This is a genomic window from Pseudomonas sp. MS646, assembly GCF_036693845.1.
In the GTDB taxonomy this organism is placed as follows: domain Bacteria; phylum Pseudomonadota; class Gammaproteobacteria; order Pseudomonadales; family Pseudomonadaceae; genus Aquipseudomonas; species Aquipseudomonas chlororaphis_E.
In genome coordinates, this window is record NZ_CP144763.1 from 1,494,270 (window position 1) to 1,515,117 (window position 20,848).

The window sequence follows — 20,848 nt, forward strand, 5'->3', positions numbered from 1 at the left end:
TGTTGTTGCCGTTACGGGGAAGCGGCCATCAGGCGCCTCGGGCACCGCAGCTTGGCTACAGTGCCGGCGGACGATAGCGGTTGAAAGCCGTACCGTCGCTGAAGCGCATTATAGCGGTCCCGTCGAATAACACTACCGGCAAAAGTTAAAGAGGTCTGTTCTAGGCTATGTACGAAATAGCTTGAAACTTGGTTATGCGGCGTTAAAAACCGGCTCGGAATGCTCATTGACAACCAGTCAAGTCGAGCGCGACCCCGGTCGTTCCTCGCCGGTTTTTGCCTTGCCTAACCTGCGTTTCAAACTATTTCGTACACAGCCTAGTGTGAATCAATATTTGTAGAGGCAACTTAAACACCGCGGGTTTTCCACAGTCGTCGATATCCTGACGCCGTCGGGTTCGACAAGTTCAATAAACCCCCTGCCTGGAGAACGGCCCGCGCTGTTTGCCAAGTTTGTATCGGATCCGAAATGAAAGTCCCGATCGACGACCGCGCATTGCGATTATCGATCGTCGGTTCGATAATCGCACGTTGTTGGCGGCCGGCGCTTGCCGGCCCGTCAAGCCGCTGCTTGTAATAGCCCTCCACCCGGGGAAGGACCAGACATGAACGACCAATTGCGCAACGCCTTCACTTCAGTCGCGCCACCGATCGTGGCCTCTGCGGCCAAGCGGATCCAGGCCCTGACCGGCGACCCGGACTTCATGACCTCCCTGGCCCGTGGGCTGGCCGTGGTGCAGGCCTTCCAAGAGCGCAAGCGGCATCTGACCATCGCTCAGATCAGCCACCGTACGGAAATTCCCCGGGCGGCCGTCCGCCGCTGCCTGCATACCTTGATCAAGCTTGGCTACGCCACCACGGACGGGCGCACCTATTCACTGCTGCCCAAAGTGCTCACCCTCGGTCACGCCTACTTGTCCTCGACGCCCCTGGCCGTTTCCGCGCAGCCGTACCTGGACCGCATGAGCGAGCAACTGCATGAAGCCTGCAACATGGCCACCCTCGAAGGCGACGACATCCTCTACATCGCCCGGTCAGCCACCACCCAGCGATTGATCTCGGTGGACCTGTCGGTCGGCGGGCGGCTGCCGGCCTATTGCACGTCCATGGGCCGGATTCTTCTGGCGGCGCTGGACGATGCGTCGCTGCGCGATTACCTCGATCATGCCGACCTGCAAGCCAAGACCAGCCGCACCCTGCACACCCCCCAGGCCCTGCTCGAATGCCTGCAACAGGTGCGGCAACAGGGCTGGTGCATCGTCGACCAGGAATTGGAGCAGGGCCTGCGCTCGATTGCCGTGCCGGTGTACGACGCTTCCGGCCAGGTGGTGGCGGCGTTGAACGTCAGCACCCATGCCGGGCGCGTCAGCCGTAACGAGCTGGAGCAGCGGTTCCTGCCCGGCCTGTTGGGGGCCAGTCGCGACCTGAGCGCGCAGTTGTTCACCTAAGTGTTCGATAAACGCACACAGTCGCTTGCGGTGAATTGACGGTGTTTGTCCGGCCTCATTAATGTCGCGCCAGCGTCATCCGGCGTGCTGGAGCCTTCTGGCCCGGCCATGGGTGGGCGACTCGACACAATAATAATGAGAGACACGATGAACCAACCCCAGACCTCCGTAGGCCACTGCCTCGACGTGCAGTCCTTCATCAATGCCCAGCCCATCTCGCGCTACCAGTGGCGGGTAGTGATCCTCTGTTTCCTGATTGTTTTCCTCGACGGCCTCGACACGGCAGCCATGGGCTTCATTGCCCCGGCCCTGTCCCAGGATTGGGGAATCGACCGCGCCAGCCTGGGCCCGGTGATGAGTGCCGCGCTGATCGGCATGGTTTTCGGCGCACTCGGTTCCGGGCCCTTGGCTGACCGCTTCGGGCGCAAAGTGGTCCTGGTGGGCGCGGTCCTGCTGTTTGGCGCGTTCAGCCTGGCTTCGGCCTACAGCACCAACGTCGACCAACTGCTGGTGCTGCGCTTCCTCACCGGCCTGGGCTTGGGAGCCGGGATGCCCAACGCCACCACCTTGCTGTCCGAATACACCCCCGAACGCAAGAAATCGCTGTTGGTGACCAGCATGTTCTGCGGCTTCAACCTGGGCATGGCCGGCGGCGGGTTCATTTCCGCCAAGCTGATCCCGGCGTTCGGCTGGCACAGCCTGTTGCTGATCGGCGGGATCCTGCCGTTGCTGCTGACGGTCGTGCTGGTGTTCTGGCTGCCGGAGTCGGCGCGTTACCTGGTGGTGCGCAACCGCGGCACCGATAAAGTGCGCAAGACCCTGGCACCCATCGACCCGCACACGGTTGCCCAGGCCGCGAGCTTCAGTGTGCCGGAACAGAAAACCGTGAAGGCGCGCAACGTGTTGGCGGTGATTTTTTCCGGGACCTACAGCGCCGGCACGCTGTTGCTGTGGCTGACCTATTTCATGGGGCTGGTGATCGTCTACCTGCTGACCAGTTGGCTGCCGACACTGATGCGCGACAGCGGCGCGAGCATGGAGCAGGCCGCGTTCATCGGCGCGTTGTTCCAGTTTGGCGGGGTGTTGAGCGCGGTGGGCGTGGGCTGGGCGATGGACCGGTTCAACCCGCACAAGGTCATCGGCCTGTTCTACCTGATGGCCGGGGTGTTTGCCTACGCGGTAGGGCAGAGTCTGGGCCACATCACATTGCTCGCGACGCTGGTGCTGGTGGCCGGCATGTGCGTCAACGGCGCGCAATCGGCGATGCCGTCCCTGGCGGCGCGTTTCTATCCGACCCAAGGCCGCGCCACCGGGGTGTCGTGGATGCTCGGCATCGGTCGCTTCGGCGCGATCCTCGGAGCCTGGATGGGGGCGACCTTGCTGGGCCTGGGCTGGAACTTCGAACAGGTGCTGACCGCCCTGGTCATTCCCGCCGCACTGGCGACCACGGCGGTGGTGATCAAGGGGTTGGTCAGCCATGCGGATGCGACTTGAGCGGCTGACACAAATTCCCTTGGGATAAATCCCATCCCCTGTGGGAGCGAGCTTGCTCGCGATTGCGGTGTGTCAGTCTCCGAGTCTGGGGCTGACGGAACGTCATCGCGAGCAAGCTCGCTCCCACAGAATGCGTGGCACAGGAACCAATCGTTAGCCAAACAACAATCTGTTCGATAAACGAACACTCAGTCGATTATCGGATTGTTTGGCGTTTTGCCGCGGCTTACTCTTGGGTCACTCCGGCGCTGAACCTCGCGCCTTTTTCTTCATGTCGCTCTACTGGAATACGGGAGCCTGCACCATGGCTGAAATCCTTTCGCTGCACGATGCGGTGAAGCAGTTCGTCAACGACGGCGATACCGTCGCGCTCGAAGGCTTCACTCACCTGATCCCGACCGCAGCGGGTCACGAAATCATTCGTCAGGGCAAGAAAGACCTGACCCTGGTGCGGATGACCCCTGACCTGATCTACGACCAGTTGATCGGTGCCGGTTGTGCGCGCAAGTTGATTTTCTCCTGGGGCGGCAACCCGGGCGTGGGCTCGCTGCACCGGCTGCGCGATGCGGTGGAGAAGCAGTGGCCGCAACCGTTGGAGATCGAGGAACACAGCCACGCCGACCTGGCCAATGCCTACGTCGCCGGTGCCTCCGGCCTACCGTTCGCGGTCCTGCGGGCCTACGCGGGTTCCGACCTGCCCAAGGTCAACCCGCTGATCAAGAGCGTCACGTGTCCGTTTACCGGGGAGGTGCTGGCCGCCGTGCCGTCGGTGCGCCCGGACATCACCGTGATCCACGCCCAGAAAGCCGACCGCAAGGGCAACGTGTTGTTGTGGGGCATCCTCGGCGTGCAGAAGGAAGCGGCCCTGGCTGCCAAGCGTTGCATCGTCACCGTGGAAGAAATCGTCGACGACCTGAACGCGCCGATGAACGCCTGCGTGCTGCCCACCTGGGCCCTCAGTGCGGTATGCCTCGTACCGGGCGGCGCGCATCCTTCCTACGCCCATGGCTACACCGAACGTGACAACCGTTTCTATCAGGCGTGGGACCCCATCGCCCGCGACCGTGAGACGTTTACCGCCTGGATCGACGAATTCATCCGTGGCACCCAGGATTTCACCGAATTCCAGGCCCGACTGGCTGCCGCTTCGGAGGCGAAACAATGACGTACTCCACCAACGAGATGATGACCGTGGCCGCGGCCCGTCGCTTGAAGAACAACGCCGTGTGCTTTGTCGGCATCGGCCTGCCGTCGAAAGCGGCCAATCTGGCGCGGCTGACGTCGGCACCGGATGTAGTGTTGATCTACGAGTCCGGCCCGATCGGTGCCAAGCCTGGCGTGCTGCCGCTGTCCATTGGCGACGGCGAGCTGGCGGAAACCGCCGACACTGTGGTGCCGACCGGTGAGATCTTTCGCTACTGGTTGCAGGGCGGGCGTATCGACGTCGGCTTCCTGGGCGCTGCCCAGGTCGACCGTTTCGGTAACATCAACACCACGGTGGTGGGGGATTACCACCAGCCCAAAGTCCGTCTGCCGGGGGCCGGTGGCGCACCGGAAATTGCCGGCTCGGCCAAGAGCGTGTTGATTATCCTCAAGCAGTCGGCGCGTTCGTTCGTCGACAAGCTGGACTTCGTCACCTCGGTCGGCCACGGTGAGGGCGGTGATTCACGCAAGCGCCTGGGCCTGCCGGGTGCGGGCCCCGTGGGCATCATCACCGACCTGTGCATCATGGAACCGGAAGCCGGCAGCCATGAGTTCGTGGTCACGGCCTTGCACCCTGGCGTCACCCGTGAGCAGGTCATTGCCGCGACCGGGTGGGCAATCCGCTTCGCCGACCAGGTGCACACCACCGCCGAGCCGACCGACGTGGAGCTGCGCGCCCTGCGCGATCTGGAAGCTCGCACGGCGGCGGCCCACGGCCAGGCACCGGGAGAAGCCTGATGCGCGACGTCTATCTCTGTGATGCGATTCGTACCCCCATCGGCCGCTTCGGCGGTGGCCTGGCCGCTGTGCGCGCCGATGACCTGGCGGCCGTGCCGATCAAGGCACTGATGGCGCGCAACCCGTCGGTGGACTGGGAGGCGGTGGACGAGGTCTTCCTCGGCTGCGCCAACCAGGCCGGCGAGGACAACCGCAACGTCGCGCGCATGGCGCTGTTGCTGGCAGGCCTGCCGGAGAGCATTCCCGGCGTGACCCTCAACCGCCTTTGCGCCTCGGGCATGGACGCCATCGGCACAGCGTTCCGCGCCATTGCCAGCGGCGAGATGGAGCTGGCGATCGCCGGCGGGGTGGAGTCGATGTCCCGCGCACCGTTCGTGATGGGCAAGGCCGACGCGGCGTTCTCCCGCAACATGAAGCTGGAAGACACCACCATCGGTTGGCGCTTCATCAACCCGTTGATGAAAGCCCAGTACGGCGTGGACGCGATGCCGCAGACCGCAGACAACGTGGCCGATGACTACGCGGTATCCCGCGAAGACCAGGATGCCTTCGCCCTGCGCAGTCAACAGCGCACGGCGGTGGCCCAAGCGGCGGGCTTTTTTGCCGAAGAGATCGTGCCGGTACGGATCGCCCACAAGAAGGGCGAAACCGTGGTCGAGCAGGATGAACACCCGCGCGCCGACACCACGCTTGACGCCTTGGCCAGACTCAAGCCGGTCAACGGCCCGGACAAGACCGTCACCGCCGGCAATGCCTCTGGGGTGAACGACGGTGCGGCGGCGCTGATCCTGGCGTCCGCCGACGCGGTGAAAAAACATGGCCTGACCCCGCGCGCCAAGGTCCTGGGCATGGCCAGCGCCGGTGTGGCGCCGCGGGTCATGGGCATCGGTCCGGTGCCGGCGGTGCGCAAGCTCACCGAGCGCCTGGGCCTGGCGGTCGCCGACTTCGATGTGATCGAACTCAATGAGGCCTTCGCCAGCCAGGGCCTGGCGGTGCTGCGCGAATTGGGGTTGGCGGACGATGCGCCTCAGGTCAACCCGAATGGCGGCGCCATTGCGCTCGGTCATCCGTTGGGCATGAGCGGGGCGCGGCTGGTGCTGACGGCGTTGCACCACTTGGAAAAGACCGGCGGCAAGAAAGGCCTGGCGACCATGTGTGTCGGCGTCGGCCAGGGCCTGGCATTGGCTATCGAACGCGTCTGACGCGTCGCACTACTAATAAGAAACCGAGGAATGCTTCATGACTGACAAGCCTGGTTATCGTCGCCCTCAAGCGGGCACCCAGCCGCAATACCTGCACCCGCCGTACCAGTCCACCAACCTGCGCTCGCCGTCCAAGCCGCTGGTGTTCCTGCCTCATTCGCTGTCGGAAATCACCGGCCCGACCGTCGGCGCCGACCGCGTGCAGGAGAAGGACAACGACCTCACCGCCCAGCATGCCGGCGAGCCATTGGGGGAGCGGATTATCATTCACGGGCGGGTGCTGGATGAGAACGGCCAGCCGGTGCCAGGCATTCTGGTGGAGATCTGGCAGGCCAACGCCGCCGGTCGCTACCACCATGACCGCGACAAGCACGATGCGCCGCTGGACCCGAACTTCACCGGCACCGGTCGCGCCATCACCGACGCCGACGGCTGGTACCAGTTCCAGACCATCAAGCCCGGCGCGTATCCCTGGGGTAACCACCACAACGCCTGGCGCCCGGCCCATATCCATTTCTCGCTGTTCGGGCCCAGCATCCTCACGCGTCTGGTGACGCAGATGTATTTCCCCGGCGACCCGCTGCTGGCCTACGATCCAATCTACAACTGCGTGCCGGACACCCGCGCCAAGGAACGTTTGATCGCCAGCTTCGACCTGGAAAAAACCATCCCTCACTACGCCCTCGGTTATCGCTGGGACATCGTCTTGCGCGGCCGCGATGCCACGCCGATGGAGAAATAAGATGACGCTCACCGCCACCACATCCCATACCGTCGGCCCTTACTACCACATCGGCCTGACCTGGCTGAACCGCGAAGACTTGACCGTCGCCGAAACCCTCGGCCAGCGCGTGGCGATCACCGGGCAGGTGATCGACGGCAATGGCGAGTTCGTCAACGACGCCATGCTGGAAGTCTGGCAAGCCAACGCCGCCGGCAAATATGCCCATCCCGAAGACGATCAGGACAAGCCCCTGGACCCCAGCTTCGAAGGCTTCGGCCGGGTGCCGGTGGACGCTGAGGGGCGCTTTCGCTTCACCACCATCAAGCCGGGCACCGTACCGGGGCTGGGGGGTACGACCCAGGCGCCGCACCTGGTGGTGCTGGTGTTTGCCCGCGGCCTGGTCAAGCACCTGCTGACGCGCATCTACTTCGACGGCGAGCAGGCCAACGAAACCGATCCGCTGCTGGCTTGCGTACCCGAAGAGCGTCGCGCCACCCTCGTGACCAAGCCCGATGCGTCGGGGGTGTACCAATGGAATGTGGTGTTGCAGGGGACGGATGCCGAGACGGTGTTTTTCGATTATTGAAGAGCTCCTGTGGCCAGATACCTCAGGCTATCTAACTCACTGTGGCGAGGGAGCTTGCTCCCGCTGGCTTGCGCAGCAAGCCCAAAAGCTGGCGACTCGGTATGGCTGACGTCGATTTGCGGCTGCTTCGCAGCCGAGCGGGAGCAAGCTCCCTCGCCACGGGGATGTGAAGCTACTGTGGAACGGGACTGTTACGAAGTGTGTCTAGACTTTGTCAGTCCCTAACGAGTGAATAACCCATGACCACCCCAACCAGCCACTACACCGGCGAAGAACGCAGCAAGCGCATTTTCGCTATTGTCGGCGCTTCGTCCGGCAACCTGGTCGAATGGTTCGACTTCTACGTCTACGCGTTCTGCGCGATCTATTTCGCGTCGGCGTTCTTTCCCTCGGACAACCCCACGGTGCAACTGGTCAACACGGCCGGGGTCTTCGCCGCCGGGTTCCTGATGCGACCCATTGGCGGCTGGATATTCGGCCGAGTGGCGGACCGTCATGGGCGTAAGAACTCGATGATGATCTCGGTGCTGATGATGTGCTTCGGCTCGTTGCTCATCGCCTGCTTGCCCACCTACAAGGACATCGGCGTCTGGGCGCCGGTGCTGCTGTTGTTCGCGCGTTTGCTGCAAGGCCTGTCGGTGGGGGGCGAGTATGGCACCACGGCCACCTACATGAGTGAAGTCGCTCTCAAGGGCCAGCGTGGCTTCTTCGCTTCGTTCCAGTACGTGACGCTGATCGGCGGGCAACTGCTGGCGGTGTCGCTGGTGGTGATCCTGCAGCAGTTCCTCAGTGAAGAAGAATTGCGTGCCTATGGCTGGCGGATCCCGTTCGTGGTCGGCGCCGTGGCCGCGCTGATCTCGCTGTTTCTGCGGCGTTCCCTCAAGGAAACCAGCAGCAAGGAAATGCGCGAGAACAAGGACGCCGGCAGCATCGCCGCGCTGTTTCGCAGCCACAAGGCCGCGTTCATCACCGTGCTGGGCTACACCGCCGGCGGCTCGTTGATTTTCTATACCTTCACCACCTACATGCAGAAGTACCTGGTGAACACCGCCGGCCTGCCGGCCAAGACCGCCAGCTACATCATGACCGGCGCGCTGTTCCTGTACATGTGCATGCAGCCGCTGTTCGGCATCCTGGCGGACAAGATCGGCCGACGTAATTCCATGCTCTGGTTCGGCGCCCTGGGGGCGTTGTGCACATTGCCGATCCTGTTGACCCTCAAGAGCATCAGCAGTCCGTTCCTGGCGTTTATCTTGATTACCCTGGCCCTGGCGATCGTCAGCTTCTACACCTCCATCAGCGGCCTGGTGAAAGCCGAAATGTTTCCACCCGAGGTGCGCGCGCTGGGAGTAGGGTTGGCCTATGCGGTGGCGAATGCGATTTTTGGCGGTTCGGCCGAGTACGTGGCCTTGAGCCTGAAGGCCCAGGGCATGGAAAACGCCTTTTACTGGTATGTCACGGTCATGATGGTGGTGGCGTTCCTGTTCAGCCTGCGCCTGCCCAAGCAACCGACGTATTTGCATCACGACCTTTGACTCATCCCTATTGATCCAACCGCGCCGGCCTCAAGGTCGGCGCACCCAAGGACTGTCTATGAGCGAACGACCGGGCAATCAGCTGTTCGATGCCTATTTCACTGCCCGCGACATGCGCGAGGTGTTCTGCGATGCGGGCCGGGTCCAGGCCATGCTCGACGTCGAGGCGGCACTGGCCCGGGCCGAGGCGTGGGTGGGGGTGATTCCCGCCAGTGCGGTGGCGCCGATCGAGCAGGCCTGTCGCGCCCAGTGCTATGACTTTTCGGCGCTGGGTGAGGCCATTGCCAGTGCTGGCAACTCGGCCATCCCGTTGGTCAAGGCGTTGGGCAAGCGCATCGCCGCCACCGACGCCGAGGCTGAGCGCTATGTGCACCTGGGCGCCACCAGCCAGGACGTGATGGACAGCGGGCTGGTGCTGCAGCTGCGCCAGGCGCTGGCGTTGATCGAAGACGAACTGGCGCAGTTGGCCGACATCCTGGCCCGCCAAGCCGAGCACTACGCCGCCACGCCGCTGGCCGGTCGTACTTGGCTGCAGCATGCAACGCCGGTGACCCTGGGCATGAAAATCGCCGGTTGGCTGGGGGCGGTCACCCGCAGCCGCCAACGGTTGAAAGAGCTGAAGCCGCGCTTGCTGGTGCTGCAATTCGGCGGCGCCTCGGGGACTCTCGCTGCACTCGGCGAGCAAGCGTTGCCCGTCGCCCAGGCCCTGGCCGCCGAGCTGCAACTGAGCCTGCCGGAGCAACCGTGGCACACCCAGCGCGATCGCCTGGTGGAGTTCGCCGCAGTGCTCGGGCTGATCGCCGGCAGCCTTGGCAAGCTGGGCCGCGACATCAGCCTGCTGATGCAAACCGAGGCTGGCGAGGCCTTCGAGCCATCTGCACCCGGCAAGGGCGGTTCATCGACCATGCCCCACAAACGCAACCCGGTGGGCGCGGCCGTGTTGATCAGTGCGGCGACGCGGGTACCTGGCCTGGTCTCGACGCTGTTCAGCGCCATGCCCCAGGAACATGAGCGCAGCCTCGGTCTGTGGCACGCCGAATGGGAAACCTTGCCGGAGATCTGCTGCCTGGTGTCCGGCGCCCTGCAACAGGCTCGGTTGCTGGCCGAGGGGCTGGAAGTGGACGCGGCGCGCATGGCCCGCAACCTCGAACTGACCCAGGGCCTGGTGCTGGCCGAAGCAGTGAGCATCGTCCTGGCCCAGCGGGTCGGGCGCGACACTGCCCATCATCTGCTGGAGCAATGCTGCAAGCGCGCCGTCGCCCAACAGCGGCATCTGCGCGAGGTGCTGGGGGACGAACCCCAGGTCACCGCGCAGTTGTCCGCCGCCGAACTCGATCATTTGCTCAACCCCGCCCACTACCTCGGCCAGGCCCGCACCTGGGTTGCCCGAGCGGTGGCCGAACACCGTGCCTTGAAGGCCTGAAAGGAGACTGTTGTGGGATTCGTCAAACTCGCCGACGGCGAACTGAATTACCGTTTCGACGGGCGGCAAGACGCCCCGGTGCTGGTGCTCTCCAACTCCCTGGGCACCGATTTGCACATGTGGGACGACCAAGTGGCGGCGTTCGGCGAACATTTTCGCGTGCTGCGTTTCGACACCCGGGGTCACGGTCAGTCGTTGGTCACCGAAGGCCCCTACAGCATCGAGCAGTTAGGCCGCGACGTGCTGGCGATGCTCGATGCGCTGGACCTCGACCAGGTGCATTTCTGCGGATTGTCCATGGGCGGGTTGATCGGCCAGTGGCTGGGGATCAACGCGGGTGAGCGCCTGCGCAAGCTGGTGGTGTGCAACACCGCCGCCAAGATCGGCGATCCGTCGGTGTGGAATCCGCGAATCGAAACCGTGCTGCGTGACGGCAAGGCGGCAATGGTGGCGTTGCGTGACGCCTCGATCGCCCGCTGGTTCACCCCGGACTTCGCCGAGGCTTATCCAGAGAAAGCCAGAAAAATCACCGACATGCTCGCCGCCACCTCGCCCCAGGGCTACGCCGCCAACTGTGCGGCGGTGCGTGATGCGGATTTTCGCGAGCAGTTGTCGTCGATCCGCGTGCCGCTGCTTGTAATCGCCGGCACCGAGGATGCAGTCACGCCGCCGTCGGGCGGGCACTTTATCCAGGAGCGGGTCAGTGGCGCGCAATACGCCGAGTTCCGTGCCGCACACCTTTCCAATGTCCAGGCCGGTGCCGCATTCAGCGCTCGGGTGCTGGATTTCCTGCTCGGGGCCTGAGGAGTTTTCTGTGGACGAGAAACAACGTTACGACGAAGGCATGCAGGTACGCCGCGCGGTGCTGGGCGATGCCCACGTCGACCGCAGCCTCAATGCCCTGAGTGAATTCAACAGCGAATTCCAGGAGATGATTACTCGCCACGCCTGGGGCGACATCTGGACCCGCCCGGGTCTGCCGCGCCACACCCGCAGCCTGATTACCATTGCCATGCTGATCGGCATGAACCGCAACGAAGAGCTCAAGTTGCACCTGCGCGCCGCGGCCAACAACGGCGTGAGCCGCAGCGAGATCAAGGAAGTGATCATGCAGAGCGCCATCTACTGCGGCATCCCGGCGGCCAACGCCACCTTCCACCTGGCCGAGTCGGTGTGGGACGAGCTGGGCGTCGAGTCACGGGAGTAGATTCACCGCAACCCCTGTGGGCGTGGGCTTGCTCGCGAAAGCGGTGGGGCAGCTTGCATCGATGTTGAATGTGATAACGCCTTCGCGAGCAAGCCCGCTCCCACTCTGATCTTCAGCGGCCACAGGGATTTGCGTACAGCACAAATCCCTGTGGGAGCGGGCTTGCCCGCGAAGACGGTGGCACCGTCACCACCTGAATCAGCAGACCCACCGCAGCCGCCTTACAACAAACTGATCGGGTAGCTGATGAAAATGCGGTTCTCATCGAACTCATTGGTGCTGAAATCCCGCCGCATCGTCGAGTTGCGCCATTTCACGTTGAGGCTTTTCAGCGCGCCGCTCTGCACGGTGTAGGCCAGTTCGGTTTCGCGGCCCCATTCCTTGCCATCGTCGACGGTGGCGGTGTGCACATTGTCGCCGCTGATGTAGCGGTTCATCAGGGTCAGGCCCGGCACGCCGACGGCGGCGAAGTTGAAGTCGTGGCGCAGTTGCCAGGATTTTTCCTTGGCATTGTCATAACTGGAGTTGTAGCTGTCGTTGGCCAGGGTGCCGCCGCTGGTGCCGTTGACGCGCATCCACGCGTCATCGCCGCCGACTTTCTGCAGGCCGACGTAAAAGGTGTTGCCGCCGTACTTGGCCGAGAGCATGGCGAACGCGGTTTTGTTGTCCAGGTCACCGGCCAGTGCGCTGCCGTCTTCCTTGCCGATGAAGTAACCGAGGTTGGCGCCCAGGGTCCAGTCGCCGATGGGCTGGCTGTGGGTCAGGTTGAAATACTGCTGCTGGTAGATGTCGGACAGCTCGGCGTACCAAACCCCGACCTGGGTGCGCTTTTCATTGAAGGCGTATTCGCCGCCGCCGAAGTTGAAACGGTCGGAGGTGAAGGCGCCGCGGCCGTTCATCGACATGTCTTCCATGCTCGCGTCGTTGCGCGGGCTGTTGCCGCGGAACTGACCGCCGTAGAGGCTCAGGCCGTTGATCTCGGTGGAGGTCACCTGGCCGCCACGGAAGGTCTGCGGCAGGGATCGGCCGTCGTCGGAACGCAGGATCGGCAGCACCGGCATCCATTCACCGACCTTCAGTTCGGTCTTCGACACCTTGGCCTTCAGGGCCACGCCCAGACGACCGAAATCATCGGCCGGACGACCGTCGTCATGCACCGGTAGCAACTGCGTACCCGCCGTGCCGCGACCGCCGTCGAGCTTGACCGAGTACAGGCCCAGCACGTCCACGCCGAAACCGACCACGCCCTGGGTGAAACCGGACTTGGCGTCGAGGATGAAGTTCTGGGTCCATTCCTCGGCTTTGCCCTGGGCGTTGTTCGGGTTGGTGAAGTTGCGGTTGAAATAGGCGTTGCGCAGGGTCAGCGTGGCCTTGGCATCGTCGATAAACCCTGGTTCTGCCGCCAGGACGGGCAGGGCGACGCTGGTCAGGGTGATGGCAATGAGGCTGGGGAACAAATGCTGTGTGGGCTTCATGGGGCGTTGTCTCTTATTTTTTCTGGACGAAGCGGATCGTTGCCGCACTTTTTTAGGTGCAAGCGGTAAGGGGGTAGCCAGGGTTGTTAGGCTATGTACGAAATAGCTTGAAACTTGGTTATGCGGCGTTAAAAACCGGCTCGGAATGCTCATTGACAACCAGTCAACTGCGCTTCCTCGCCGGTTTTTGCCTTGCCTAACCTGCGTTTCAAACTATTTCGTACACAGCCTAGGGCGATTGGGGATCAGCCGGGCGAGGCGGGGCGCAGGGGCATGGCGTCGAACCTGTTGTTATTGGTTTTGTGGCAGCGATGGTGAAGGTCTGGGCTGGATCGATTCAATTACCGGTGGCGGGTTTTGGGCGATTATCGAACGGCAAAACCAATCGATAGACGCCATTCCTGTGGGAGCGAGCTTGCTCGCGATGGCTGTGTCATAGTCGACCTGGATTTCGGGTACATATCCATTTTTGCGGTAACGGCTGCTTAGGGTTCCGCCCTTACGGCGGGTCACTTTTGGCAAACGCCCGGAATGCCGGCCCAGCCAAAAGTAACCAAAAGGTCTGTGCCCCACCACTGGGCACCTCGCCGAGGCGAGGTGTTCCCTCACTCCGGCATTGCTCCGTGGGGCCCGCCGCGAAGGGCCATCCATGGCCCTGCGCGGCTAACCCGGCATCCATGCCGGGTTGCCCACTACGCAATGCCTGCGTTCGGCCCTTGTGGTTAATGGGGCGCTCAAGATCAAAAGCCAAAGCCAAAGCCAAAGCCATCGCCAGCAGGTTCCCTCCCACAGAATTCGGGGGCGGTCTGACAGACGCGGGGATTTTTCCGACGAGGTTTTAAGGTTGCCCTTCGGAAGCTGTATCTCTAGCTTGTTCGTGTCGCTGCACATTCAGCGATCGGGACTGCAAGCCCGCCGAATTTGTTAGGCGCCTAGCCGCGCCCCTATAATCCATGGCGCTTTTTGGTGCCATCGTTTTATGGTGGCTGTGTGCGGGAGACCTTCGGGTCTGCCGAGGTTGCCTAACGACTCGGTCTTGCAGACCCGCATACAGCTGCCTCCTATCATCTGCAAGTGATGCTGGCAGCTCTCATTTTCGTTAGGAGCACCATCATGATCAAAGAAACACCCAATCCCCCTGTGCCTGGTTCCACCTTCCCCTACAACGACCCCGATCCGAACAAGCTCCAAGAGGCGGCAGATCGAGCACTCGATTTCCATCTGGGCACCCACGCTGATCCCAAGCCCAAAACCTCAACTCAAGTTTTCACCGTCGTCGATACCCTCGACACCGAGTGCCTACTGGCGAATCTCAGCGAAACCCTGGCCTCGGCCAATGCCATGGTCAATGACCTGGCGTTCGATCTGGAAGGCTCGCGGCGGCATGTCGCATTGGGCGTGGCGCAGATGATTGAATTGAGTGAGCTGTTGGCTAATCGTGCCTTGGATATCGTCGACCCGCGTTAGCCAGGTGGGGTTTATCCCCAAGCTGGGCTGTGGGAGCAAAGCTCGCTCGCGATGGCAGTACGTCAGTTGATCACCGTGCTTTGGCTTTGGCGGCTTTGGCGGCTTTGGCTTTTGATCTTCAATGCCCCATTAACCACGCTGGCCGAACGCAGGCATTGCGCAGTGGGCACCTCGGCATGGATGCCGAGGTAGCCGCGCTGGGCCATGGATGGCCCTTCGCGGCGGGCCCACGGAGCAATGCCGGAGTGAGGGAACACCTCGCTTGCGAGGTGCCGAGTGGTGGGGCCAGCGTTCTTTGCTTACTTTCTTTGGCGTTTGAAAGAAAGTAAGTCGCCGTAAGGGCGAAACCCTAAGCAGCCGTTACCGCAGCAATGGATATGTACTCAATCCAAACCATAAACCGCTTTCGCGAGCAAGCCCGCTCCCACGCAACCCTGTAGAAACCCAAACAAAAAGCCCACCTTTCGGTGGGCTTCGTGTTTCAGCGTTCAAACATCAAGTCAGAACAACTTCATCTTCGGTGCTTCTTCCTTCACCGGCTCGTTCTTGCCCGTCTCGGCATTCCAGCCACCACCCAACGCCTTGTACAGATTGACCTCACTGGTCAACTGCGCAAGGCGGTCAGTGATCAGCGATTGTTGCGCGCTGAACAGCTGGCGCTGGGCGTCGAGGAAGGTCAGGTTGCTGTCGACACCAATGCGGTAGCGACGCTCGGCCAGGCGGTAGTAATCCTGGTTGGCGGCGACGAAGTCGGTCTGGGCCTGCAACTGTTCGTTGTAGGTCTGACGCGCCGCCAGGCCGTCGGAGACTTCCTGGAACGCGGTCTGAATCGACTTCTCGTATTGCGCGACGTTGATGTCTTTCTGGATCTTCGCGTAGTCCAGGCTCGCCCGCAGGCTGCCGGCGTTGAAGATCGGCAGGTTGATCTGCGGGGCGAAGGTCCAGGTGCCCGAGCCGCCCTTGAACAGGCCGGACAGGTCCGGGCTCAGGGTGCCGGCGTTGGCCGTCAGGCTGATGCTGGGGAAGAACGCGGCCCGTGCGGCGCCGATGTTGGCGTTGGCGGCGAGCAGGTTGCGTTCGGCCTGGAGGATGTCCGGACGACGTTGCAAGAGGTCCGACGGCAAACCGGCCGGCACTTCGCTCAGCAGGTCATCGCTCAGCGGTCGCGAGGCCAGGTTGGCCGGCAGGCCGGTGCCCAGCAGCAGGGTCAGGCTGTTTTCGTCCTGGGCGACCTGGCGGGTGTAGCGCGCCAGTTGCACGCGGGCGTTTTCCACGGCGGTGCGCGCCTGGCTCAGGTCCAGGGCCGAGGCCACGCCGACTTCGGCGCTGCGCGAGGTCAGCTTGAAGCTCTGCTCGTAGGCGCCCAGGGTTTCCTGGGTCAGCTTGAGCAGTTCCTTGTCGGCCTGCCAGGTCAGGTAGGCGTTGGCCACGTTGGCCACCAGGCTGATCTGGGTACTGCGGCGGGCTTCTTCGGTGGCGAAGTAGCTCTGCAACGCTTGTTCGCTCAGGCTGCGAACCCGACCGAACAGGTCCAGTTCATAGGCGCTGACGCCCAGGGTGGCCGAATACGAACTGCTGATGGACGCTTCACCGGTCTGCGACGCCCGTGCCGGCACCCGCTGGCGGCTGCCCGAGCCGGTGGCCGAGACCGCCGGGAACAGGTCCGCCCGCTGGATGCGGTACTGCGCGGCGTAGGCATCGATGTTCAGCGCCGCGACCCGCAGGTCGCGGTTGTTTTCCAGGGCCACCTGGATCAGTTGCTGCAACGCCGGGTCATGGAAGAACTGCTTCCAGCCTTGCTCGGCGGCGGCCTGGCCGGGGGCATTGGCCGCCTCGTAGGCCGGCCCCTGCGGGTATTGCGACGCGACCGGTGCTTCGGGTCGCTGATAGTCGGGGATCAGCGAGCAACCGCTGAGCACGACGGCAGCGATGGTCAGGGAGAGTAGCGACTTGCTCATTGGCCAGCCTCTTTAGAAGTTTCAGGAGTATCGTCCTGGTCGGCCTGTTTGCGGCGGCCTATCGACGACACGGTCACAAAGAACAACGGCACCCAGAAAATCGCCAGGACGGTGGCGGTCAACATGCCGCCGATCACACCGGTACCGATGGCGTGCTGGCTGCCCGAGCCAGCGCCCGTGGAAATCGCCAGCGGGACCACACCGAGGACGAACGCCAAGGACGTCATGATGATCGGTCGCAGACGCATCCGACAAGCTTCAATGGCGGCATCCATCAAGCTGCGACCCTGTTCGTGGAGTTCCTTGGCGAACTCGACGATCAGGATGGCGTTTTTCGCCGCCAGGCCGATGGTGGTCAGCAGCCCCACCTGGAAGTACACGTCGTTGGACAGGCCGCGCAGGCTGGTCGCCAGCAGGGCACCGATGATCCCCAACGGCACCACGAGCATGACCGCGATCGGAATCGACCAGCTTTCATACAGGGCCGCCAGGCACAGGAACACCATCAACAGCGACAGGGCGTACAAGGCCGGAGCCTGGGAACCGGACAAGCGTTCCTCGTAGGACAGGCCCGTCCAGGAAATCCCCACGCCGGATGGCAGTTTCTTGGCGATGGCCTCGACTTCGGCCATGGCTTCACCGGTGGAATAACCGGGCGCTGGCGAGCCGAGGATCTCCATCGCTTCAACGCCGTTGTAGCGGGCCAGTTTCGGCGAACCGAAGACCCACTCACCCTTGGCGAAGGCGCTGAACGGCACCATGGTCCCGGCGCTGTTGCGCACATACCACTTCTTCAGGTCCTCGGGGTTCATGCGCGCGCCTGGCTGACCTTGCACGTACACCTTCTTCACCCGACCACGGTCGATGAAGTCGTTGACGTAGCTACTGCCCAGGGCAATCGACAGGGTGTTGTTGATGTCCGACAGGGTGATGCCCAGCGCGCTGGCTTTTTCGTCATCGATTTCCAGTTGGTACTGCGGTTCGTCGTTCAGGCCGTTGGGACGTACCTGGGCCAGGACCTTGCTCTGGGACGCCATGCCCAGGAACTGGTTGCGGGCTTCCATCAGTTTCTCGTGACCGATACCGGCGCGGTCCTGCAGGAACACGTCGAAACCGGTGGCGTTACCCAACTCCATCACCGCCGGCGGGGCGAAGGCGAACACCATCGCGTCGCGGAAGGTGAAGAAGTGTTGCTGGGCACGGGCCGAGATCTTGAACACGGTGTTGTCGGCGTTACGTTCTTCCCACGGCTTGAGCATGATGAACGCCAGGCCGGAGCTCTGGCCACGACCGGCGAAGTTGAAGCCGGTCACGGTAAACACCGAGGCCACGCCATCGCCTTCGCCGCCGTCCTTGCCCGGACGCAGCAGGAATTCACGCATGTTGTCCACCACCACCTGGGTTCGCTCGGCGCTGGAACCGGCCGGGGTCTGCACCTGGGCAAACAGCACGCCCTGGTCTTCTTCCGGCAGGAAGGCGGTCGGGATGCGGGTGAACAGCCAGACCATGCCGACCACGATGATCAGGTAGGCCAGCAGGAACGGGGCCTTGTGCCTGAGCATGTTGCCCACGCCGCGCTCGTAGCTCCTGACGCCACGGTCGAACGTGCGGTTGAACCAGCCGAAGAAACCGCGCTTGGGCGTACCGTGCTCACCTTTGGGAATCGCCTTGAGCATGGTGGCGCACAGGGCTGGGGTGAAGATCAGTGCGACCAGCACCGACAGGGCCATGGCCGAGACGATGGTGATGGAGAACTGCTTGTAGATCACACCGGTGGAACCACCGAAGAACGCCATGGGCAGCAATACCGCCGACAGCACCAGGGCGATACCCACCAGGGCACCCTGGATCTGGCCCATGGACTTCTTGGTGGCCTCCTTGGGCGACAGGCCTTCCTCGCTCATCACCCGCTCGACGTTTTCCACCACGACGATGGCGTCGTCCACCAGCAAGCCGATGGCCAGCACCATGCCGAACATGGTCAGGGTGTTGATGCTGAAACCGAACGCCGCGAGGATCCCGAACGTACCGAGCAACACCACCGGCACCGTCATCGTGGTGATGATGGTGGCGCGGAAGTTCTGCAGGAACAGGAACATCACCAGGAACACCAGCACGATCGCTTCGACCAGGGTTTCAACCACGCCCTTGATCGACTCGCTCACCACCGGCGTGGTGTCGTAGGGGAACACCACTTCCATGCCTGGCGGGAAGAACGGCTTGAGGTCATCCACGGTCTTGCGCAGGGCCTTGGCCGTGTCGAGGGCGTTGGCACCGGTGGCCAGGCGCACGGCCAGGCCGGAAGCCGGGGCACCGTTGAACTGGGCGTTGATGCTGTAGTTCTCTCCGCCCAGGCCGACGTCGGCGACGTCGCCGACGCGCACCTGCGAGCCGTCCGGGTTGACCTTGAGCAGGATGTTCTTGAACTGCTCGGCGGTCTGCAGGCGGGTCTTGCCGATGATCGTGGCGTTCAACTGCTGGCCGGGCAGGGCGGGTAGGCCGCCGAGCTGGCCGGACGAGACCTGGACGTTCTGCGCGGCAATCGCCGTGCGCACGTCCACCGGGGTCAGGTTGAAGTTGTTCAGCTTGGCCGGGTCGAGCCAGATCCGCATCGCGTACTGGGCACCGAAGACCTGGAAGTCACCAACACCGGCGGTCCGCGAGATCGGGTCCTGCATGTTCGACACGATGTAGTTGGACAAGTCCTCACGGGTCATGCCGCCGTCGCGCGACACCACGCCGATCACCATCAGGAAGTTGCGCACCGACTTGGTCACGCGGATGCCCTGTTGCTGCACTTCTTGGGGCAGCAGCGGGGTGGCCAGGTTCAGCTTGTTCTGGACCTGGACCTGCGCGGTGTCGGAGTTGGTGCCTTGCTCGAAGGTCGCCGTGATGGTCATGCTGCCGTCGGAGTTACTTTCCGAGGACACATAACGCAGGTTGTCGATACCGTTGAGCTGCTGCTCGATGACCTGCACCACGGTGTCCTGCACGGTCTGCGCGGACGCACCCGGATAGGTAACCTGGATCGCAATGGCCGGCGGGGCGATGCTCGGGTATTGGTTGATCGGCAACTTGAGGATCGACAGGGCCCCGACCAGCATGATCACCAGGGCGATTACCCAGGCGAAAATCGGACGGTCGATAAAGAATTTCGACATGGTTTACTCCCCTTTGCCGCCGGCTGCTTTATCAGCTGCCTGAGCGGGGGCCGGGTTCTTGTTGGCGACGTTGGTGGCTTCGGCGACCTTGACTTCCACCCCTGGCCGTATGAATTGCAGGCCTTCGGTGATCAGGCGATCGCCGGCCTTGAGGCCGTCTTCGATCAGCCACTGGCTGCCGACGGTGCGGGTGGCCTTGAGCTGGCGCAGCTCGACCTTGTTGTCCGGGCCCACCACCAATGCGGTTGGCGTGCCCTTGAGGTCGCGGGTCACGCCTTGTTGCGGGGCGAGGATCGCGGCGCTGTTCACACCAGCCTGCAACTGCGCGTGGACGAACATGCCCGGCAGCAGGGTGTGGTCAGGGTTGGGGAACACGGCGCGCAAGGTCACCGAGCCGGTGGTCTGGTCGACCGACACTTCGGAGAACTCCAGCTTACCCTCGTGTGGATACTGGCTGCCGTCTTCCAGGGTCAGCTTGACCGCGGCGGCGTTGTCGCCGGCCTTCTGCAAGCGGCCGCTTTCCAGCTCGCGGCGCAGTTGCAGCAGTTCCACCGAGCTCTGGGTGACGTCGACGTAGATCGGGTCCAGTTGCTGGATGGTCGCCAGCGCCTCGGCCTGGCCGTTGCTCACCAGCGCCCCCTCGGTGACCGAGGAACGGCCGATGCGCCCGGAGATCGGCGCGTAGACCTTGGTGTAGCGCACGTTGATCTGGGCGGTCTGCAGGTTGGCTTCCGACTCCAGGCGATTGGCCACGGCGGTGTCGTATTCCTGACGGCTGACGGCCTGTTCGTCCACCAATTGCTTGTAGCGGTCGGCAATCGACTTGGTGGAGCGCAGGTTGGCTTCGGCGCTCTTGAGGGTTGCCTCATACACGGCCGGATCGATCTGGTAGAGCTGCTGGCCGGCCTTGACGTCGGCGCCTTCCTTGAACAGGCGCTTGAGAATGATGCCGTTGACCTGCGGGCGAACTTCCGCGACACGGAAGGCGCTGGTGCGGCCTGGCAGCTCCGATGTCAGGGTGAAGGGTTGGGTCTTGAGGGTTACGACGCCGACCTGAGGGATAGGGGCAGGAGGTGCCGCTTCTTCCTTCTTGCATCCGCTGAGCAGCGATGCCAGGGCGATGGCGGTAACCAGAGCGGTAACAGCTGGCTTGAATTGCATGGAAATCCTCGGGTCCAGGCGCGCAACAGGCGCACTCGAAAGTGGAAGGTTAAAAAGGCAGCGTTAT

The 20,848-nt window shown here is 63.0% G+C and carries 17 protein-coding genes; 12 read left to right on the plus strand and 5 right to left on the minus strand.

Going from position 1 to position 20,848, the window contains the following annotated elements; genetic code table 11:
- Positions 1-604 precede the first annotated feature (604 nt).
- From pcaR to pcaC, 11 genes are all read left to right on the plus strand, one after another.
- Complete coding sequence (pcaR, locus tag V3H56_RS06625) at positions 605-1,447, plus strand: pca regulon transcriptional regulator PcaR (RefSeq protein WP_042731787.1); 843 nt, start codon at positions 605-607, stop codon at positions 1,445-1,447.
- A 147-nt stretch (positions 1,448-1,594) separates the two neighbouring features.
- Positions 1,595-2,941, plus strand: coding sequence for an MFS transporter (locus tag V3H56_RS06630; RefSeq protein WP_047738473.1), 1,347 nt, complete (start codon positions 1,595-1,597; stop codon positions 2,939-2,941).
- A 304-nt stretch (positions 2,942-3,245) separates the two neighbouring features.
- Positions 3,246-4,106, plus strand: a complete 861-nt coding sequence (locus V3H56_RS06635) for a CoA transferase subunit A (protein ID WP_047738474.1) — start codon at positions 3,246-3,248, stop codon at positions 4,104-4,106.
- Positions 4,103-4,882 (plus strand): CoA-transferase subunit beta, encoded by a 780-nt coding sequence (locus tag V3H56_RS06640; RefSeq protein WP_047738476.1) that lies wholly within the window; start codon positions 4,103-4,105, stop codon positions 4,880-4,882. The genes V3H56_RS06635 and V3H56_RS06640 overlap by 4 nt, the downstream gene beginning before the upstream one ends.
- A complete protein-coding gene (gene pcaF / locus V3H56_RS06645) occupies positions 4,879-6,084 on the plus strand; it encodes a 3-oxoadipyl-CoA thiolase (protein ID WP_338474773.1) in 1,206 nt (401 codons plus the stop codon). The genes V3H56_RS06640 and pcaF overlap by 4 nt, the downstream gene beginning before the upstream one ends.
- Before the next feature lie 37 nt (positions 6,085-6,121).
- Positions 6,122-6,826, plus strand: a complete 705-nt coding sequence (gene pcaH / locus V3H56_RS06650; protein ID WP_047738478.1) for a protocatechuate 3,4-dioxygenase subunit beta — start codon at positions 6,122-6,124, stop codon at positions 6,824-6,826.
- A 1-nt stretch (position 6,827) separates the two neighbouring features.
- A complete protein-coding gene (gene pcaG, locus V3H56_RS06655; RefSeq protein WP_047738480.1) occupies positions 6,828-7,394 on the plus strand; it encodes a protocatechuate 3,4-dioxygenase subunit alpha in 567 nt (188 codons plus the stop codon).
- Between the two features lie 239 nt (positions 7,395-7,633).
- Complete coding sequence (locus V3H56_RS06660; RefSeq protein WP_338474369.1) at positions 7,634-8,929, plus strand: MFS family transporter; 1,296 nt, start codon at positions 7,634-7,636, stop codon at positions 8,927-8,929.
- A 58-nt stretch (positions 8,930-8,987) separates the two neighbouring features.
- A complete protein-coding gene (locus V3H56_RS06665; RefSeq protein ID WP_338474370.1) occupies positions 8,988-10,352 on the plus strand; it encodes a 3-carboxy-cis,cis-muconate cycloisomerase in 1,365 nt (454 codons plus the stop codon).
- A gap of 12 nt (positions 10,353-10,364) precedes the next feature.
- The gene (pcaD, locus tag V3H56_RS06670; RefSeq protein WP_042732685.1) at positions 10,365-11,156 is read left to right on the plus strand and encodes a 3-oxoadipate enol-lactonase; all 792 of its coding nucleotides are present in this window, start codon (positions 10,365-10,367) and stop codon (positions 11,154-11,156) included.
- 10 nt (positions 11,157-11,166) lie between these two features.
- A complete protein-coding gene (pcaC, locus tag V3H56_RS06675; protein WP_042732684.1) occupies positions 11,167-11,559 on the plus strand; it encodes a 4-carboxymuconolactone decarboxylase in 393 nt (130 codons plus the stop codon).
- 221 nt (positions 11,560-11,780) lie between these two features.
- Here the strand turns inward: pcaC and V3H56_RS06680 are convergent, their stop codons facing one another.
- Positions 11,781-13,034, minus strand: a complete 1,254-nt coding sequence (locus V3H56_RS06680; RefSeq protein ID WP_123579533.1) for an OprD family porin — start codon at positions 13,032-13,034, stop codon at positions 11,781-11,783.
- 1,113 nt (positions 13,035-14,147) lie between these two features.
- Between V3H56_RS06680 and V3H56_RS06685 the strand changes: the two genes are divergently transcribed.
- A complete protein-coding gene (locus V3H56_RS06685; RefSeq protein ID WP_047738485.1) occupies positions 14,148-14,501 on the plus strand; it encodes a DUF6124 family protein in 354 nt (117 codons plus the stop codon).
- 62 nt (positions 14,502-14,563) lie between these two features.
- Here V3H56_RS06685 and V3H56_RS06690 read toward each other — a convergent pair whose 3' ends face one another.
- From V3H56_RS06690 to V3H56_RS06705, 4 genes are all read right to left on the minus strand, one after another.
- Positions 14,564-14,707 carry a hypothetical protein gene (locus V3H56_RS06690; RefSeq protein WP_185057688.1) on the minus strand — a complete coding sequence of 48 codons (144 nt, stop codon included), beginning with the start codon at positions 14,705-14,707 and terminating at the stop codon, positions 14,564-14,566.
- Positions 14,708-15,001: 294 nt separating this feature from the next.
- Positions 15,002-16,459: an AdeC/AdeK/OprM family multidrug efflux complex outer membrane factor gene (gene adeC, locus V3H56_RS06695; RefSeq protein WP_042730862.1), complete on the minus strand. Its 1,458-nt coding sequence runs from the start codon at positions 16,457-16,459 to the stop codon at positions 15,002-15,004.
- On the minus strand, positions 16,456-19,620 hold the full coding sequence (emhB, locus tag V3H56_RS06700) for an efflux RND transporter permease subunit EmhB (RefSeq protein ID WP_042730863.1): 3,165 nt from the start codon (positions 19,618-19,620) through the stop codon (positions 16,456-16,458). The genes adeC and emhB overlap by 4 nt, the downstream gene beginning before the upstream one ends.
- Positions 19,621-19,623: 3 nt before the next feature.
- Positions 19,624-20,781 (minus strand): efflux RND transporter periplasmic adaptor subunit, encoded by a 1,158-nt coding sequence (locus tag V3H56_RS06705; protein ID WP_338474371.1) that lies wholly within the window; start codon positions 20,779-20,781, stop codon positions 19,624-19,626.
- Between the last annotated feature and the right edge of the window lie 67 nt (positions 20,782-20,848).

Excerpts from the sequence above, each read along its gene's own strand:
- adeC (WP_042730862.1), bottom strand. The coding sequence starts at position 16,459 with ATGAGCAAGTCGCTACTCTCCCTGACCATCGCTGCCGTCGTGCTCAGC.
- pcaG (WP_047738480.1), top strand. The coding sequence starts at position 6,828 with ATGACGCTCACCGCCACCACATCCCATACCGTCGGCCCTTACTACCAC.
- V3H56_RS06640 (WP_047738476.1), top strand. The coding sequence starts at position 4,103 with ATGACGTACTCCACCAACGAGATGATGACCGTGGCCGCGGCCCGTCGC.
- V3H56_RS06630 (WP_047738473.1), top strand. The coding sequence starts at position 1,595 with ATGAACCAACCCCAGACCTCCGTAGGCCACTGCCTCGACGTGCAGTCC.
- V3H56_RS06680 (WP_123579533.1), bottom strand. The coding sequence starts at position 13,034 with ATGAAGCCCACACAGCATTTGTTCCCCAGCCTCATTGCCATCACCCTG.
- emhB (WP_042730863.1), bottom strand. The coding sequence starts at position 19,620 with ATGTCGAAATTCTTTATCGACCGTCCGATTTTCGCCTGGGTAATCGCC.
- V3H56_RS06660 (WP_338474369.1), top strand. The coding sequence starts at position 7,634 with ATGACCACCCCAACCAGCCACTACACCGGCGAAGAACGCAGCAAGCGC.
- V3H56_RS06690 (WP_185057688.1), bottom strand. The coding sequence starts at position 14,707 with ATGGCCCAGCGCGGCTACCTCGGCATCCATGCCGAGGTGCCCACTGCG.
- V3H56_RS06705 (WP_338474371.1), bottom strand. The coding sequence starts at position 20,781 with ATGCAATTCAAGCCAGCTGTTACCGCTCTGGTTACCGCCATCGCCCTG.
- V3H56_RS06665 (WP_338474370.1), top strand. The coding sequence starts at position 8,988 with ATGAGCGAACGACCGGGCAATCAGCTGTTCGATGCCTATTTCACTGCC.
- pcaR (WP_042731787.1), top strand. The coding sequence starts at position 605 with ATGAACGACCAATTGCGCAACGCCTTCACTTCAGTCGCGCCACCGATC.
- V3H56_RS06685 (WP_047738485.1), top strand. The coding sequence starts at position 14,148 with ATGATCAAAGAAACACCCAATCCCCCTGTGCCTGGTTCCACCTTCCCC.
- pcaH (WP_047738478.1), top strand. The coding sequence starts at position 6,122 with ATGACTGACAAGCCTGGTTATCGTCGCCCTCAAGCGGGCACCCAGCCG.
- V3H56_RS06635 (WP_047738474.1), top strand. The coding sequence starts at position 3,246 with ATGGCTGAAATCCTTTCGCTGCACGATGCGGTGAAGCAGTTCGTCAAC.